At 71.1% G+C, this 16,392-nt stretch carries 13 protein-coding genes and 1 riboswitch; of the genes, 11 read left to right on the top strand and 2 right to left on the bottom strand.

Going from position 1 to position 16,392, the window contains the following annotated elements; all coding sequences use genetic code 11:
- From ACFXB5_RS24195 to ACFXB5_RS24165, 7 genes are all read left to right on the top strand, one after another.
- A complete protein-coding gene (locus ACFXB5_RS24195) occupies positions 1 to 795 on the top strand; it encodes a hypothetical protein (protein ID WP_385211388.1) in 795 nt (264 codons plus the stop codon).
- A 132-nt stretch (positions 796 to 927) separates the two neighbouring features.
- Positions 928 to 1,746 carry a serine/arginine repetitive matrix protein 2 gene (locus tag ACFXB5_RS24190; protein ID WP_385211386.1) on the top strand — a complete coding sequence of 273 codons (819 nt, stop codon included), beginning with the start codon at positions 928 to 930 and terminating at the stop codon, positions 1,744 to 1,746.
- Between the two features lie 393 nt (positions 1,747 to 2,139).
- Positions 2,140 to 3,642, top strand: a complete 1,503-nt coding sequence (locus ACFXB5_RS24185) for an aldehyde dehydrogenase family protein (protein ID WP_385211385.1) — start codon at positions 2,140 to 2,142, stop codon at positions 3,640 to 3,642.
- Between the two features lie 210 nt (positions 3,643 to 3,852).
- A complete protein-coding gene (locus ACFXB5_RS24180) occupies positions 3,853 to 5,439 on the top strand; it encodes a GMC family oxidoreductase (RefSeq protein WP_385211383.1) in 1,587 nt (528 codons plus the stop codon).
- A complete protein-coding gene (locus tag ACFXB5_RS24175) occupies positions 5,439 to 6,539 on the top strand; it encodes a glycine betaine/L-proline ABC transporter ATP-binding protein (protein ID WP_385211382.1) in 1,101 nt (366 codons plus the stop codon). The genes ACFXB5_RS24180 and ACFXB5_RS24175 overlap by 1 nt, the downstream gene beginning before the upstream one ends.
- A 46-nt stretch (positions 6,540 to 6,585) precedes the next feature.
- A complete protein-coding gene (locus ACFXB5_RS24170) occupies positions 6,586 to 8,607 on the top strand; it encodes an ABC transporter permease (RefSeq protein ID WP_385211380.1) in 2,022 nt (673 codons plus the stop codon).
- A 1-nt stretch (position 8,608) separates the two neighbouring features.
- Entirely contained in the window at positions 8,609 to 9,598 is a 990-nt protein-coding gene (locus ACFXB5_RS24165; protein WP_385211378.1) for an ABC transporter substrate-binding protein, read from the top strand.
- 120 nt (positions 9,599 to 9,718) lie between these two features.
- Here the strand turns inward: ACFXB5_RS24165 and ACFXB5_RS24160 are convergent, their stop codons facing one another.
- Positions 9,719 to 10,198 carry a carboxymuconolactone decarboxylase family protein gene (locus tag ACFXB5_RS24160; RefSeq protein WP_385211376.1) on the bottom strand — a complete coding sequence of 160 codons (480 nt, stop codon included), beginning with the start codon at positions 10,196 to 10,198 and terminating at the stop codon, positions 9,719 to 9,721.
- Between the two features lie 46 nt (positions 10,199 to 10,244).
- On the opposite strand from ACFXB5_RS24160, the gene ACFXB5_RS24155 reads away from it, so the two are divergent.
- The 3 genes from ACFXB5_RS24155 (at position 10,245) to ACFXB5_RS24145 (ending at position 13,672) form a co-directional block, all read left to right on the top strand.
- Positions 10,245 to 11,852, top strand: coding sequence for a PLP-dependent aminotransferase family protein (locus ACFXB5_RS24155; RefSeq protein ID WP_385211374.1), 1,608 nt, complete (start codon positions 10,245 to 10,247; stop codon positions 11,850 to 11,852).
- Between the two features lie 266 nt (positions 11,853 to 12,118).
- Complete coding sequence (locus ACFXB5_RS24150) at positions 12,119 to 12,469, top strand: hypothetical protein (RefSeq protein ID WP_385211372.1); 351 nt, start codon at positions 12,119 to 12,121, stop codon at positions 12,467 to 12,469.
- Positions 12,470 to 12,484: 15 nt separating this feature from the next.
- Positions 12,485 to 13,672: a glutathionylspermidine synthase family protein gene (locus ACFXB5_RS24145; RefSeq protein ID WP_385211370.1), complete on the top strand. Its 1,188-nt coding sequence runs from the start codon at positions 12,485 to 12,487 to the stop codon at positions 13,670 to 13,672.
- A 32-nt stretch (positions 13,673 to 13,704) separates the two neighbouring features.
- Here the strand turns inward: ACFXB5_RS24145 and rocD are convergent, their stop codons facing one another.
- Positions 13,705 to 14,925, bottom strand: coding sequence for an ornithine--oxo-acid transaminase (gene rocD, locus ACFXB5_RS24140; protein WP_385211369.1), 1,221 nt, complete (start codon positions 14,923 to 14,925; stop codon positions 13,705 to 13,707).
- 32 nt (positions 14,926 to 14,957) lie between these two features.
- A riboswitch (ZMP/ZTP riboswitch) is annotated at positions 14,958 to 15,055 on the top strand.
- A 39-nt stretch (positions 15,056 to 15,094) separates the two neighbouring features.
- Here rocD and glyA point away from each other — a divergent pair.
- A complete protein-coding gene (glyA, locus tag ACFXB5_RS24135) occupies positions 15,095 to 16,366 on the top strand; it encodes a serine hydroxymethyltransferase (protein ID WP_385211367.1) in 1,272 nt (423 codons plus the stop codon).
- Positions 16,367 to 16,392 lie beyond the last annotated feature (26 nt).

Genomic DNA, 16,392 nt, shown 5'->3' with positions numbered 1-16,392 from the left:
ATGAGCACCCCGGGCGGCGAGGGGGGCCGTCGATGGGACGAGGAGGCCCAGCGCTGGGTGGGAGCGGGCGCGGAGCCGCCGGCCCCGGGCCGAAGACCACCCAATCCGCATCTGGGCACGGTGCTGCTGGCGGTGCTCGCCGTGGTGCTGGTCGGCGGGATCGGTTTCGGCGCCTGGAAGCTGGTGTCGGACGGCGGGGATGACAAGCCCCGGGCGGACGGCGGTTCGCCCTCGGCCTCGTCCTGGTCGCCGTCGGCCGAGCAGCCTTCGGCATCGTCGTCGGGGCCGTACGCGGAGCCGACCTCGGCGCCGCCGTCGGTGTCCGAGGACAGCACCCAGGGGCCGCCGGCGGACTATGTGCGCACCACCGACCCGGAGGGGTTCCGGCTGGATGTGCCCACGGGCTGGCAACGGGTCAAGCGCGACACCGGAGTGTTCTACGAATCGTCCGACGGGGGCAGTCTGATCCAGGTCTTCGCGCTGACCGAGCCCGACATCACGCCGTACGAGGCGCTGCGCCAGGCGGAGACGGGGCTCAAGAAGAACCCCGACTACAAGCGGTATGCGCTCAAGCGGCTCGGGCCCGGCGATGACGCGGACGCGGAGCTGGAGTACGGCTACCACAGCGCCAAGTACGGCCCGCGCCGGATACTCGACCGGGCCTTCACCGGCCCGGACCGGGTGCAGTACGCGGTGCTGGTCGCGGGCCCGGCCGACGACTGGCCGAAGCAGCGGGAGCGGCAGGGCATCGTCCTGGCGTCCTTCTGCCCCACGGCCTACTGCCCGGCCACCTGACCGGCGGCCGGGCGACGGATCCGTATCGGTGCGGTGACAGGGGGTGGGGCGGTCCGCGAACCGGGTACACCGATGTGAGCCGACACGGCTTATCCGCATATGGGAGCAGAGATCCATCATCGGGGGGCATAGATGAGCATGCACAACGGGGGAGCGCCGGGGCAGGACTCCAGGCGGGCGCTACGGGCGCTGGCGGTGACGATCTTGCTGGTCGCGGGGGTCGCGTTCTCCGGATGGGTGGCCTTCGGGGGCGATGGCACCTCCCGGAATCAGGCGGGGCCGCTGCCCTGGGACCGCGAGAGCCCCACGGCCACGCCGAGCGGGGACGCCTCCCAGCCGAGCGATCTCTATCCCTCGCCCGGACCCGAGACCAGTGGGCCGACCGATCTCCCGACCGATCTCCCCACGGACCGTCCGACCGGGGCACCCTCCGGGTCCCCGTCCGCGACGCCGTTCGGCACCCCGTCCTCGCCCTCCCTGACGGGCGCCGCCCCGCCCGCGGGCTACAGCACCCAGGCCGACCCCGCCGGATACCACCTCGCGGTCCCGGACGGATGGCGACGGACGACGCAGGGCCCCAGCGTCTACTACACCTCGCCCGACGACAGCACCGTGATCCAGATCTTTGAGCTGCACGGCCCCGAGCCGACGCCGTACGAGTCCGCCCAGGAGGCCGAGCGGATCGCCTCCACCCACCGTGACTACGAGCAGATCGCCCTCACCCGGCTGGGGTCGGCCGCCATGGACCCGGTCCAGCTGGAGTACACATACGAGTCCAAGAGCGACGGCCACCGCCGGATACTCGACCGCCGCTTCGCCGCTCCCGACGGCACCATGTACGCGGTGCTGGTGATCGGCCCCTCCGGGGCCGGGGACCGGGGGGAGGAGCGGGAGGTCCACCAGGCGGCGGTGGACACCTTCTGCCCGACCGACTACTGCACCGCGTCGTGACCGGGCCGTGTCGTGACCGGGCCGTGTCGTGACCGGACCGCGTCCTGACCGGGCCGCGTCCTGACCGCACCGCGTCGTGACCGGGCCGCGTCCTGACCGCACCGCGTCGTGACCGGACCGCGTCCTGACCGCGCCGTGTCGTGACCGGACCGTGTCGTGATCGCACCCCCACCTCTCGACCGCACCCCCTTGTGGCCCGAACCACTTCTTGACCGCACGGCCTCTTGACACATAGGCCGATCATGAGCCGAGGGGCCGGTTCCGCCTTCGGATCACGTGAGTCGGCCCACTTTCTCTTGCGAATCGCGCATAGGTTCCCGCCTTCCGGTTAGGGCTCCATGTTGCTGGCTTGGACCAGTGGCACAGCACGCGGAACCGGAAGGCAGAAATCACGTGGCGGCAGTCGAGACCATTCATGTGGACGGGGTGTGGCAGGCAGCCGCATCCGGGGCGCAGCGGGAGGTCCTCGACCCCGCGGACGCCAAGACCCTCGCCGTCGTCGCGGAGGGCGGTGTCGAGGACACCGACGCGGCGATCGCGGCCGCGCGTCGCGCCTTCGACCAGGGCCCCTGGCCCGGGACGCCGGTGGCCGAGCGGGCGGCGCTGCTGCGCCGCGTCGCCGACCTGCTCCAGCGCGACCGTGAGACGATCGCGCTCATCGAGAGCCGTGACACCGGCAAGACCCTGGAGGAGGGCCGGGTCGACGTCGACGACGTGACCAACGCCTTCCGCTACTTCGCCGATCTGGTCACGGGCGAGTCGGCCGGGCGCGTGGTCGACGCGGGCACCCCCGATGTGCACAGCGTCGTGGTCCATGAGCCGGTCGGCGTCTGCGCGATGATCACCCCCTGGAACTATCCGCTGCTCCAGGCCAGCTGGAAGATCGCCCCGGCGCTGGCCGCCGGGAACACCTTTGTGATCAAGCCCAGCGAAGTGACCCCGCTGTCCACCGTCCATCTGGTGAAGCTGCTGGCCGAGGCCGGGCTGCCGACCGGGGTGGCCAATGTGGTCACCGGCGCGGGCGACCCCGTGGGCGCCCGGCTGTCCGAGCACCCGGATGTGGATCTGGTCTCCTTCACCGGTGGTCTGATCAGCGGCACCAAGGTCGCGCAGGCCGCAGCGCCGACGGTCAAGAAGGTCGCGCTGGAGCTCGGCGGCAAGAACCCCAATGTGGTCTTCGCCGACGCCTGCGCCACTGCCGAGGGCTTTGACACCGCCGTCGACCAGGCCCTGAACGCCGCCTTCATCCACAGCGGCCAGGTCTGCTCGGCCGGTGCCCGGTTGATCATCGAGGAGTCGGTGCGCGAGCGGTTCGTGGCCGAGCTCGCCCGCCGGGCGGAGAAGATCAAGCTGGGCCGCGGCACCGAGGACGGTGTCGAGTGCGGTCCGCTGGTCTCGGCCCAGCAGCTGGACAAGACCGAGGCGTATGTGGCGTCCGCCCTGGAGGAGGGCGCGCTGCTGCGTTGCGGCGGCAAGCAGCCGGAGCCCAACGAGGTCCGCCCGGCCACCGGCTACTTCTACCTCCCGACCGTGCTCGACCAGTGCCACCGCGAGATGCGGGTGGTGCGGGAGGAGACGTTTGGGCCGATTCTGACGGTCGAGTCCTTCCAAACCGAGGACGAGGCAGTCACACTCGCCAATGACACGGAGTACGGACTGGCCGGCGCCGTCTGGTCCGCCGACACCGCCCGGGCGCGGCGCGTCGCCGCCCGGTTGCGGCACGGCACCGTGTGGATCAACGACTACCACCCCTACCTTCCGCAGGCCGAATGGGGCGGTTTCGGCAAGTCCGGGGTCGGGCGTGAGCTCGGTCCCGCGGGCCTTGACGAATACCGCGAGACCAAGCACGTCTACGAGAACCTGCGGCCGAGCCCGGTGCGCTGGTTCGCCGGCTGACCGCCCGCCGTCGGCCCCGCCCGGGGCACGGCCGGGCCCGGACTCGTCCCCCGGGGCCCGGACCCGGCCGCGCCCGATCGCGGCGACCGGCGGCGAGGAGTCCGTAGGCACGTAAGGCACCCGGCACCACCCCCACCCCCAGGGGCGGCAGCAGCCCCCGGCCCGCACCGGCGCGAGCCGTTTGGGTAAGACCGCGAGGAGTAACCCCACATGTCCGTACCTGTCGCATACGACTACGTCGTGATCGGTGGCGGCACCGCAGGATCGGTGATCGCTTCCCGGCTCACCGAGGACCCGGACATCCGCGTCGCCGTCATCGAGGGCGGACCGTCGGATGTCGACCGGCCCGATGTGCTCACCCTGCGCCGCTGGCTCGGCCTGCTCGGCGGCGACTTGGACTACGACTACCCCACCACCGAGCAGCCACGCGGAAATTCGCATATCCGGCACAGCCGGGCGCGGGTGCTCGGAGGGTGCTCCTCGCACAACACCCTGATCTCCTTCAAGCCGCTGCCCGGTGACTGGGACGAGTGGGCCGAGGCCGGCGCCGAGGGCTGGGACGCGGAGTCCATGGACCCGTACTTCCATCGGCTGCGCAACAACATCGTCCCGGTGGACGAGAAGGACCGGAACGCGATCGCGCGGGACTTCGTCGACGCCGCCCAGGCCGCCGCCGGGGTGCCTCGGGTCGAGGGGTTCAACAAGAAGCCGTTCCATGAGGGCGTCGGCTTCTTCGACCTCGCGTACCACCCGGAGAACAACAAGCGTTCCTCGGCGTCCGTCGCCTATCTGCACCCGTTCCTGGACCGGCCCAACCTCCATCTGATGCTGGAGACCTGGGCGTACAAGCTGGAGCTGGACGACACCGGCCGGGTCACCGGCGTGCATGTGCGCGCCAAGGACGGCGAGGAGATCCTGGTCCGGGCCGAGACCGAGGTCCTGGTCTGCGCGGGCGCCGTGGACACCCCGCGGCTGCTGATGCACTCCGGTATCGGGCCCAAGGGCGATCTGGAGACGCTGGGCATTCCCGCCGTCCACGATCTGCCGGGCGTCGGCGAGAATCTGCTCGACCACCCCGAGTCGGTCATCGTGTGGGAGACGGACGGCCCGATTCCGGACAACTCCGCGATGGACTCCGACGCGGGGCTGTTCATCCGGCGGGACCCCGAATCCCGGGGCCCGGACCTGATGTTCCACTTCTACCAGATCCCGTTCACCGACAATCCGGAGCGGCTGGGCTACGAAAAGCCCGAGCACGGCGTGTCGATGACCCCCAACATCCCCAAGCCGCGCAGCCGCGGCCGGCTCTACCTCACCAGCGCCGACCCGTCCGTCAAGCCCGCCCTCGACTTCCGGTACTTCACGGACGAGGAGGACTACGACGGCCGCACGCTGGTCGACGGCATCCGTGTCGCGCGTGAGATCGCCAAGACCGAACCGCTGGCGAGCTGGCTCAAGCGCGAGGTGTGCCCGGGCCCGGAGATCACCTCGGACGAGGAGATCAGCGAGTACGCCCGCAAGGTCGCGCACACCGTGTACCACCCGGCGGGCACCTGTCGTATGGGTGCCACGTCGGACGAACTCGCCGTGGTAGGCCCCGATCTGCGGATCCGGGGCCTGAGCGGCGTCCGTATCGCCGACGCGTCCGTCTTCCCGACGATGCCGGCCGTGAACCCGATGATCGGAGTCCTGATGGTGGGCGAGAAGTGCGCTGAGCTGCTGTTCGAGGAGCGCGATCGAGGCCGGCACAGGCCCGATGACCGAGCCGCTACGCTCGCGCCGGGAGGTGAGGCGTGATGGCTACGACCGTGGTCCCCGAGACGCCTGACACCCCCAGGATCCCCGAGAGCGGCGAGCGCACCCCGGTGTTCTCGGTCCGCGACCTGTGGAAGGTCTTCGGTCCCAAGGCCGACCGGATCCCCGGCTCCGCCGAGGCCGAGCTGTCCGCCGGTGAGCTGCGTGCCCGCACCGGCTGCACCGCCGCCGTCCGCGAGGTCTCCTTCGACGTCCAGCCGGGCGAGGTGTTCGTGGTCATGGGGCTGTCCGGCTCCGGCAAGTCCACCCTCGTCCGCTGCCTGACCCGGCTGATAGAGCCCACCTCCGGCACTTTGAAGATCGACGGCGAGGACGTCCTGGCCATGGACAAGGCCCGGCTGCGCGATCTGCGCCGGCACCGCGCCGCCATGGTCTTCCAGCACTTCGGGCTGCTGCCGCACCGCTCCGTCCTCGACAACGTGGCCTACGGGCTGGAGATCCAGGGCATGGGCAAGGCCGAGCGCCGGGCCAAGGCCGCCGAGGTGGTGGAGAAGGTCGGCCTCACCGGCCTCGAGCGCCGCCGCCCCGGTCAGCTCTCCGGCGGTCAGCAGCAGCGCGTGGGCCTGGCCCGGGCGCTCGCCGTCGACCCCGAGGTGTTGCTCTTCGACGAGCCCTTCAGCGCGCTCGACCCGCTGATCCGCCGCGATATGCAGGAGGAGGTCATCCGGCTGCACCACGAGGAGGGCCGGACGATGGTCTTCATCACCCATGACCTCAGCGAGGCGCTGCGCCTCGGTGACCGCATCATGCTGATGCGCGACGGCGGGATCGTGCAGTTGGGCACCCCGGAGGAGATCGTCGGCTCCCCGGCGGACGACTACGTACGGGACTTCGTCCGCGACGTGCCGCGCGAGCAGGTGCTGACCGTGCGCCGCGCCATGCGCCCCGCGAAGTCCGACGAGCAGGACGGCGGGCCCGCGCTGGCCCCGAGCACCACGGTCGCCGACGCGATCGAGGCCGTGGCCCGTACCGGCGGCCCCGCGCGCGTCGTGGACGGCGGCCGCTGCCTGGGCGTCGTCGACCACGCCTGTCTGCTGAGCGTCGTCGCGGGCCTGGACGGCGAGGAGGTGGCCGCGGCATGAGCCCCACCTCGACCCTCTCTCCGCCGGGCCGCACCGGGGGGCGCGTGTGAGTGCCACCGCCACCCGTCCCGCCACCGACCCCGGCACCGAACCGGCCACCACCGGGACGGCGGTGGCCGAGCCGCGCCCGTCCCTGCTGAGCGCCGTCGTGCACAGCCGCGCCGCGCGCAAGCTGGCGGTGCTCGTGGTGATCGCCGCCGTGCTCGTGCCGCTCGCGCACGCCAAGTGGGCGAGCGGCAGCTGGCCGCACGCGCTGACCGTCGATGTGTCCGGACCGCTCGGCGATGCCAGCGACTGGATCCTCGACAACCGCGACAGTCACTGGATCTTTCTCTACTTCTTCGGCCACATCAGCAACGTCATCATCATTGGTGTCCGCGCCGTCTACGTCGCCCTGCTCGCCCTCGGCTGGGCCGGTGTCACCGCCGGGCTGACCCTGCTCGCCTGGCGGGTCGCCGGGGTGCGGATCGCGGTGACGACCCTGGTGTCCTTCGCCGTCTGCGGACTGCTGGGCATGTGGGTGCCGACGATGCAGACGCTCGCGCTGATGGTCATCGCCGTCACCGCCTCCGTCGTCATCGGCGGACTGCTGGGTCTGGCCGGTGGCCTCTCGGAATGGGCGTTCCGGGTGCAAAGGCCGGTGCTCGACACCATGCAGGTGCTGCCCGCGTTCGCGTACCTGCTGCCCGTTGTGATGATCTTCGGCAACGGCGTGCCCGGCGCGGTGCTGGCCACCGTGATCTACGCGGCTCCGCCCATGGCCCGGCTCACCGCCCTTGGCCTGCGCGGCGCGGACGCCGGGGTGCTGGAGGCCGTGACCTCGCTGGGTGCCACCTGGCGGCAGCGGCTGCTGTCCGCCCGGCTGCCGCTGGCCCGCAAGGAGCTGCTGCTGGGCGTCAACCAGACGATCATGATGGCGCTGTCCATGGCCGTGATCGCGTCCGTGATCGGCGGCGGTGGTCTCGGTGACCGCGTCTACCAGGCGTTGTCCAGCGTGGACGTCGGCAAGGCGCTCGCCGCGGGACTCCCGATCGTGCTCCTCGCCATCGTGATGGACCGCACCATCGGGGCGGCGGGCGAGCAGCTCGGCCAGCCCCCGGCCGAGGGCGGGCCCCGGCTGCTGCGCGGCTGGCCCGCGTGGGCGGGGGTCGCGGTGATCACCGCGGTGATCACCGTCGTCGGACGGCTGATCGGCTCCCAGACCTGGCCGACCGGCTGGACCGTCGCCATCGAGGAGCCCGTCAACCAGTTCAAGGAGTGGATGGTCGACCACCTCTACACCGGAGTGCCCGTCGTCGGCGGCACCGCCGAATGGGCCGCGGACTACGTCAAGTGGATCCTCGACCCGCTGCGTGAGGGGCTGCAGGGCCTCCCGTGGTACGCGGCGCTGCTGATCGTCGCGGCGCTGGCCTGGCTGATCGGCACCTGGGCCACCGCGTTGACCGCCACCGCCGCCATGGCCGCGATCGGTGTGCTCGGGGTGTGGGAGCCGTCCATGGACACCCTCTCCCAGGTGCTGGCGGCCGTGTTCGTCACGCTGGTTCTCGGTTTCGCGATCGGTATCTGGGCCGCGCGCAGCACCCGGCTGGAGCGGATGATGCGACCGGTGCTGGACATGTTCCAGACCATGCCGCAGTTCGTGTACCTGATCCCCGTGGTCGCGCTGTTCGGTGTCGGCCGCGCCCCGGCGGCGGCCGCGGCTATCGTCTACGCGCTGCCCGCCGTCATCCGCATCACCACCCAGGGGCTGCGGAACGTCGACCCGGCGGCGCTGGAGTCGGCGCGCTCCCTCGGTGCCACCCAGGGGCAGCAGTTGCGCCAGGTGCAATTGCCGCTGGCCCGCCCGGCGCTGCTGCTGGCCGTCAACCAGGGCGTGGTGCTGGTGCTGGCCGTGGTCGTCATCGGCGGTCTGGTCGGTTCGGGCGCGCTCGGCTACGACGTGCTGTTCGGCCTGGCGCAGGGCGATCTGGCGACCGGTCTGGTCGCCGGCGCGGCGATCGTCTGCCTGGGGCTGATGCTCGACCGGGTGACCCAGCCGACCTCGCGCCGTGAGAAGAAGGGGGCCTGAGATGGCTACGGCCCGTATGTATCGACGCCGGCGGCTGCTGATGGCCGCCGCCGGGGTCACGGCCCTGCTCACCGCGACCGGCTGCGGCGCGGCGGACATGACCAAGCAGTCCTCGCCGTACGCCAATGTGGGCGGGGCGAAGAGCATCACGCTCTCCGTCCAGTCGTGGGTCGGCGCTCAGTCCAATGTCGCGGTCGCCCAGTATCTGCTGGAGCACGAACTGGGCTATCGCGTCGACACCGTCCAGGTGGACGAGATTCCGGCGTGGGACGCGCTCAGCCAGGGCCGGGTGGACGCGATCCTGGAGGACTGGGGCCACCCCGAGCAGGAACAGCGCTACGTCAAGGACAAGAAGCTGATCGTGCCGGGCGGCGGGCTCGGCGTCACCGGCCATATCGGCTGGTGGGTGCCGAAGTACTTCGCCGACAAACATCCGGACGTCCTGAACTGGAAGAACCTCAACAAGTACGCGAAGACCTTCAAGACCGCGGAGAGCGGCGGCAAGGGTCAGCTGCTGGACGGCTCACCGTCGTATGTCACCAATGACAAGGCGCTGGTGAAAAACCTGAAGCTGAACTACCAGATCGTCTTCTCGGGTTCGGAGGCGGCGCAGATCACCCAGATCAAGCAGTTCGCCAAGGCGAAGAAGCCGTTCCTGTCGTACTGGTACGAGCCGCAGTGGCTGTTCAACCAGGTGCCGATGGTCGAGGTCGAGCTGCCCAAGTACACGGACAAGTGCGCTGCTGAGGGCACCAAGGACCCCGAGTCCATCGACTGCGCCTACCCGACCACACCGCTGCAGAAGTACCTGAACGCGGACTTCTCGAAGGAGGGCGGCAAGGCGGCGGCGTTCCTGAAGAAGTTCCACTGGACCAAGGAGGACCAGAACGAGGTGTCCGAGTTGATCGCCTCGAAGGGGATGTCGGCGCAGGACGCCGCGAAGAAGTGGGTCGAGGCGCATCCGGACGTCTGGAAGAAGTGGCTGCCCTGAGCCCGGATCGCGTTCGTGCCGTACTGCCGTGCGGGGGCCTGTCAGCATCATGCGTTACGCGATGACTCCGATGTCGGATAACGGTCCCCCGTCGTCGATAACGGCGACGGGGGTGGATGGTCACATGGTCGGCTTGTAGGCGCCGGGGGCCATGCGGGTGGTCACACCGATGCGGTTCCAGGCGTTGATGGTGAAGATCAGGGCGATGAGCTGGGCCAGCTCCCGCTCCTCGAAGTGCTTGGCGGCGTGCTCGTAGACCTCGTCCGGGACGAAGCCGTCGGTCAGGACGGTGACGGCCTCGGTCAGGGCGAGGGCGGCCTGCTCCTTCTCGGTGTAGAGGTCGCCGGCCTCCTCCCAGGCGTTGAGCAGGTAGAGGCGCTCCTCGGACTCGCCCGCCGCGCGGGCGTCCTTAGTGTGCATGTCGATGCAGAAGGCGCAGTGGTTGAGCTGTGAGGCACGGACTTTGACCAGCTCGGCCAGTGTCGGGTCGACGCCCTTTCTGGCGGCCGCGTCCAGGGTGACCATGGCCTTGTAGACCTCGGGAGCGGCCTTGGCGAACTGCATCCGGGGGCCGTGTGCGTGGGAAGTTCCGGTCGTCATGCCTCCACGCTAGAGGCCGGGCGGCCCAGGGGTATGGTCCATTTCCATGGCGGATTCATGGGCCACTCCGAGGGGTGAACCCGGACAGCGGACAGACGGCTCCGGGCAGCGGGCGGACAGCTCCGGACGCCGGGCTGGTTCCGGACACCGGGCTGGTTCCGGGGAGCGGGCTGCGGAGTACGGACGGCGGTCGGGCGGTCCGGCCGGGCCGGGGGCGGATCTCCATCTGGATCTGCCGCGGGGCGGCGGGACCGGGGTGCGGGACGCGCTCATCCGTGCCCTGCGCGACGCCGTTCGCGGCGGGCGGCTTGCCCCGGGCACCCGGCTGCCCTCCTCCCGCTCCCTCGCCGCCGACCTCGGCATCGCCCGGAACACCGTGGCCGACGCCTATGGGGAACTGGTGGCCGAGGGCTGGCTGACGGCCCGGCAGGGTTCGGGCACCCGGGTCGCCCGGCGCGTCGTGCCGCCCGAGCCCGCGCCGCCGCGCACACCCCCGCCCGCCGCCGTGGCCGCCACCCGGCCGGCCTACGATCTGCGGGCCGGTCAGCCCGATGTCTCGGCCTTCCCCCGGTCCGCCTGGCTCTCCGCGGCCCGGCGCGCCCTGACCACCGCGCCGAACGACGCCTTCGGCTACGGCGACCCCGCCGGACGGCCCGAGCTGCGGCGGGTCCTGGCCGACTATCTGGCGCGCGCCCGCGGGGTGCGGGCCGCGCCCGAACGGATCGTGGTCTGCGCGGGGTTCGTCCAGGGGCTGGCCCTGCTCAGCAGGGTGCGGGCGAAGGCCGGTCACCGTGAGGTGGGCGTGGAGTCCTACGGGCTCGATGTCCACTGGAACGTGATGCGCGGGGCCGGGCTGCGCACCGTGCCGCTGCCGGTCGATCAACGGGGCGCGCGGACGGCGGAGCTGGACCGGTCGGCCGGGCTGCGGACCGTTCTGCTCACCCCGGCGCATCAGTTCCCCACCGGGGTTTCGCTGGACCCCGACCGGCGCGCCGCCGTGGTCGACTGGGCGTCGCGGGTGGGCGGGCTGGTCCTGGAGGACGACTACGACGGGGAGTTCCGCTATGACCGTCACCCGGTCGGGGCGCTCCAGGGGCTCGACCCTGAGCATGTGGTCTATCTGGGCACCGCCAGCAAGAGCCTGGCGCCCGCGCTGCGGCTGGCCTGGATGGTGGTGCCGGACCATCTGCTGGACGACGTCCTGGAGTTCAAGGCGACCGGGGAGTGGCAGTCGGGCGCGCTGGACCAGCTGACGCTCGCGGAGTTCATCGACTCCGGGGCGTACGACCGCCATGTGCGTGGCATGCGAATGCGCTATCGGCGGCGCCGCGACCAGCTGGTGGCGGCGCTCGCCGAACGCGCCCCGCGGGTGCGGGTCACGGGCATCGCGGCGGGGCTGCACGCGGTGCTCCAACTGCCGCTCGGTACCGAGCGGTCCGTGGTGCAGGGCGCGGCCTGGCAGAGCCTCGCCCTGGAGGGGCTGTCCCGCTACCGCTACCGCGAGCAGCGGGAGCCGAACGAGCCCGGACCGGGTCCGAACGAGCCAGAACCGATTCCGGACGGGCCGCCGGACGCGCTGGTCTTCGCCTATGGCGCCCCGCCCGACCACGCCTTCACGGGCGCGCTGGAGGCGCTGTGCCGGGTGCTGCCCTGACGTCCCACGGTTCGGCTGACCGAAGTCACACGCCGGGCGCTCAGGTCACCCGCCGAGCGCCCCGCGAACTCCCCGCACCGACTGGCTCCCCGCACCAACTGGTCACACGAGCCGACGACGAGCGGCCGGCCATCGCCGCCCTCCGGCGCGCGGCGCGCTTCGCGAAGGCGCGAGGCTAAGGTGGGCGGTTATGGCCTCGGGGGAGCCGAGGGCCTCGGGCGGGACGGCGGCCCGGGGGAGAGGGACGGGGAAACGGGGAGACGGGGATGGAACGGAAGACGACGCGGCGGCTGCGGTCGAGCACGGTGATCCTGGGCGGTATGGGCGCGCTGGCGGCGGCGCTCACCTCCTGTGGTTCGGAACCGGACAAGCGCTGTGTGGACCGGGACAGCTATGACGCGGTGAACGGCTATCGGGTCGTCGACTCCAGTGCCTGCAAGGGCTCTTCGTCCACCACGGGCGGCAAGGGCAAGAAGGGCCAGGGCACATCGGGCGTCGACGGCGAGTGGTACTACGACTCCGACGTCAGCGGCCGCTGGGCGGACTACGGCACCTTCGACAAGAGCAAGGCGGCCGACCGGGGCGGCTTCGGCTGCTCGGGCTCCGGCGGCGGCTGAGCGGGCCGCCCGACGATGAAGCGCCACACCATCGACCCCCGCCCCGACTGGCAGTCCACGGTGGAGGAGCAGGGGGTCATCTATCCGCTGACCCGCTACCCGGACGGCTCGCTGCGTCCCTACTGGGACGAGAGCGCCTACTACGCCTTCTCGCTGCCCGAGGTCGAGGCGCTGGAGGAGGTCGTCGAGGAGCTGCACCGGATGTCGCTGGCGGCGGCCGCCCATATCGTCGAGACCGGCCGCTTCGCCGACCTCGGCATCGACGATCCGCGGCTGGCCGGGCTGATCGCCGAGTCCTGGCACCGCCGGGCCGAACAGCCCAGCGTCTACGGCCGGTTCGATCTGCGCTACGACGGTGAGTCGGGCCCGGCGAAGCTGCTGGAGTACAACGCCGACACACCCACCTCGCTGGTGGAGGCGGCCAGCGCCCAGTGGTTCTGGATGGAGGACCGCTTCCCGGGTGCCGACCAGTGGAATTCCCTCCATGAACGGCTGGTCGACGCCTGGCGCACCCAGGCGGCGCTGCTGCCGCCGGGGACGCCCCTGTACTTCGCCCATTCGGCCGGGGACGAGCTGGGCGAGGACCTGATGACGGTGGCCTACCTCCGGGAGACGGCCGAGCAGGCCGGGCTGAGGACCGAGGCGATCTCCATGGAGGACATCGGCTGGGAACGGCTGTCGGGCCGCTTCGTGGACAAGCGGTTCCGCTTCATCCGGAGCTGCTTCAAGCTCTACCCCTGGGAGTGGCTGGCCACCGACCGGTTCGGTCCGCGTGTGCTGGACACGCTGGACAACGGGGGCGGCACCGGATCCACTCTGTGGATAGAACCGGCCTGGAAGATGCTGCTGTCCAACAAGGCGCTGCTGGCCGTGTTGTGGGAGCTCTTCCCGGACCACCCCCATCTGCTGCCCGCCTACCTCGACGGCCCCCGGGAACTGGCCCGCACCACCGGCTATGTGGCCAAACCGCTGCTGGGCCGCGAGGGCGCGGGGGTCACCGTGCATCCGCCGGGCGAGGAGCCCGTCGTACGCGACGAGCCGTGCTGCTACCAGGAACTGGCGCCGCTGCCCGACTTCGACGGCAACCGCGTGGTGCTCGGCACCTGGGTGGTCGAGGGCGAGTCGGCGGGGCTCGGCATCCGCGAGTCGGCGGGGCTGGTGACGGATGAGTACGCGCGCTTCATTCCGCACGTCATCCTCTGAGCGAGACCGGTCATTCTCTGGGCAATACCGGATCACTCGACCAGCACCTCCCTCAGCTGGTCCAGACCCCACTCCAGATCCTCCTCGCTGATCACCAGGGGTGGGGCGATCCGGATCGTGGCGCCATGGGTGTCCTTGACCAGCACGCCGCGGTCCATCAGCCGCTCGGAGATCTGCCGTCCGGTGCCCCGCGACGGATCGATGTCCACCCCCGCCCACAGCCCCCGGCCGCGCACCTCCTGGACGCCCTTTCCCCGCAGCAGCCCCAGCTCCCGGTGGAGCCGCTCGCCCAGCGTGGCCGAGTGCCGCTGGAACTCCCCGGTCCGCACCATCGCGATGACCTCCAGGGCGACCGCGCAGGCGAGCGGGTTGCCGCCGAAGGTGGAGCCGTGCTCCCCGGGGCGGTGCACCCCCAGCACCTCGCGGGAGGACACCACCGCCGACACCGGTACCACCCCGCCGCCCAGCGCCTTGCCCAGCACATAGACATCGGGGACCACGCCCTCGTGCTCACAGGCGAAGGTGGTGCCGGTGCGGCCGAGGCCCGACTGGATCTCATCGGCGATGAACAGCACATTCCGCTCCCGGGTCAGCTCCCGGACCCCGGTCAGATAGCCGGGCGGCGGCACCACCACCCCCGCCTCGCCCTGGATCGGCTCCAGCAGCACCGCGACCGTCTCCTCGGGCGCGGCGTCGAGCGTCGCCGCCATCGCCGCCAGATCCCCGTACGGCACGATCGAGAACCCCGGGGTGAAGGGGCCGTGGTCGGCACGGGCCTCCGGATCGGTGGAGAAGCTGATGAGGGTGGTCGTCCGGCCGTGGAAGTTGTTCCCCGCGGCGATGATCCTGGCCCGGCCGTCCGGGACCGCCTTGATCCGATAGCCCCATTTGCGGGCGGTCTTGACGGCCGTCTCCATCGCCTCCGCCCCGGTGTTCATGGGCAGCACCATCTCCATGCCGCACAGCTCGGCCAGCTCGGCGCAGAAGGCGCCGAAGCGGTCGTGGTGGAAGGCGCGGGAGGTGAGGGTGACCCGGTCCAGCTGGGCCTTGGCCGCCTCGATCAGCCGGCGGTTGCGATGCCCGAAGTTGAGCGCCGAGTATCCGGCGAGCAGATCGAGATAGCGGCGGCCCTCGACATCGGTCATCCAGGCGCCTTCGGCGGACGCGACGACGACCGGCAGCGGATGGTAGTTGTGCGCGCCATGGGCCTCGGCGGCGGCGATGGCCCGCTCCGCGGAGCGTCCCGGTCCCATCTTGTCCTCCTTGTCTCACTAGCTAGAGTGGGGGTGCGCATCGTGACTGGCGAGCCGAGCGTGGAACCGACCACGAGGAAGCGATGCGCGGCCACAGCGCCACGAGGTGCCGCCCGCCTGGGCACCCCGGGACACGACCGGACCGTCACCGATCGCCCCGGAGGATTCGATGAGCCTGCCCCTGTCCCACCCCGCCCTGCTCGCCGCCGACCCCGAACTCGCCTCCCTCGTCGGCTCCGAGGAGCTGCTGCAGTCCGAGACCCTGCGCCTGATCCCGAGCGAGAACTATGTCTCCGCCGCCGTCCTGGAGGCCTCCGGGACGGTGCTGCAGAACAAGTACAGCGAGGGCTACGCGGGCCGCCGCTACTACGAGGGGCAGCAGGTCATCGACCAGGTGGAGACCCTGGCGATCAACCGGGCCAAGGCCGTCTTCGGCGCCGAGCACGCCAATGTCCAGCCCTACTCCGGCTCGCCCGCCAACCTCGCGGTCTATCTGGCCTTCGCCCGGCCCGGTGACACCGTGATGGGCATGTCACTGCCCATGGGCGGTCATCTCACCCATGGCTGGGGCGTCTCCGCCACCGGCGCCTGGTTCCGCGGTGTCCAGTACGGGGTGCGGCAGGACACCGGCGTGATCGACTTCGACCAGGTGCGCGAGCTGGCCCGCAAGGAGCGGCCCAAGCTGATCTTCTGCGGGGGCACGGCGGTGCCCCGCACGATCGACTTCGCCGCCTTCGCGGAGATCGCCCGCGAGGTGGACGCGGTGCTCGTGGCCGATATCGCGCATATCGCCGGTCTGATCGCGGGCGGCGCCCATCCCTCGCCCGTCCCGTACGCCGATGTCATCTCCACCACCACCCATAAGACGCTCCGGGGTCCGCGCGGCGCGATGCTGATGTCGCGCGAGACCCATGCCAAGGCCATCGACAAGGCCGTCTTCCCCGGGCTCCAGGGCGGTCCGCACAACCAGACCACCGCCGCCATCGCGGTGGCCCTGCACGAGGCCGCCCAGCCCGCCTTCCATGACTACGCCCGGTCCGTGGTCGCCAACGCCAAGGCGCTCGCCGAGGCACTGCTCGCCCGCGGCTTCGACCTGGTCTCCGGCGGCACCGACAACCATCTGATCCTGATGGACCTGACGCCCAAGGAGGTGCCGGGCAAGGTCGCGGCCAAGGCCCTGGACCAGGCCGGGATCGTGGTGAACTACAACACCGTCCCGTACGACCCGCGCAAGCCCTTCGACCCCTCCGGCATCCGGATCGGCACCCCCTCCCTCACCTCGCGCGGTCTGACCACCGAGCACATGCCCGCCGTGGCCGACTGGATCGACCGCGGGGTGACCGCCGCGAAGAGCGGTGACGAGGGCGCCCTCACCAAGATCAGGGCCGAGGTGTCCGAGCTGATGGCGGCCTACCCGGCGCCCGGTCTGCCGACCGGCTGACCCCCGGCGCGGGGCCCTGCCCGGCC

It is taken from the genome of Streptomyces sp. NPDC059455 (genome assembly GCF_042750115.1).
Lineage (GTDB): Bacteria > Actinomycetota > Actinomycetes > Streptomycetales > Streptomycetaceae > Streptomyces > Streptomyces endocoffeicus.
Note: the sequence above shows the minus strand (reverse complement) of the source record. Positions and strands in the feature narration are given on the sequence as shown.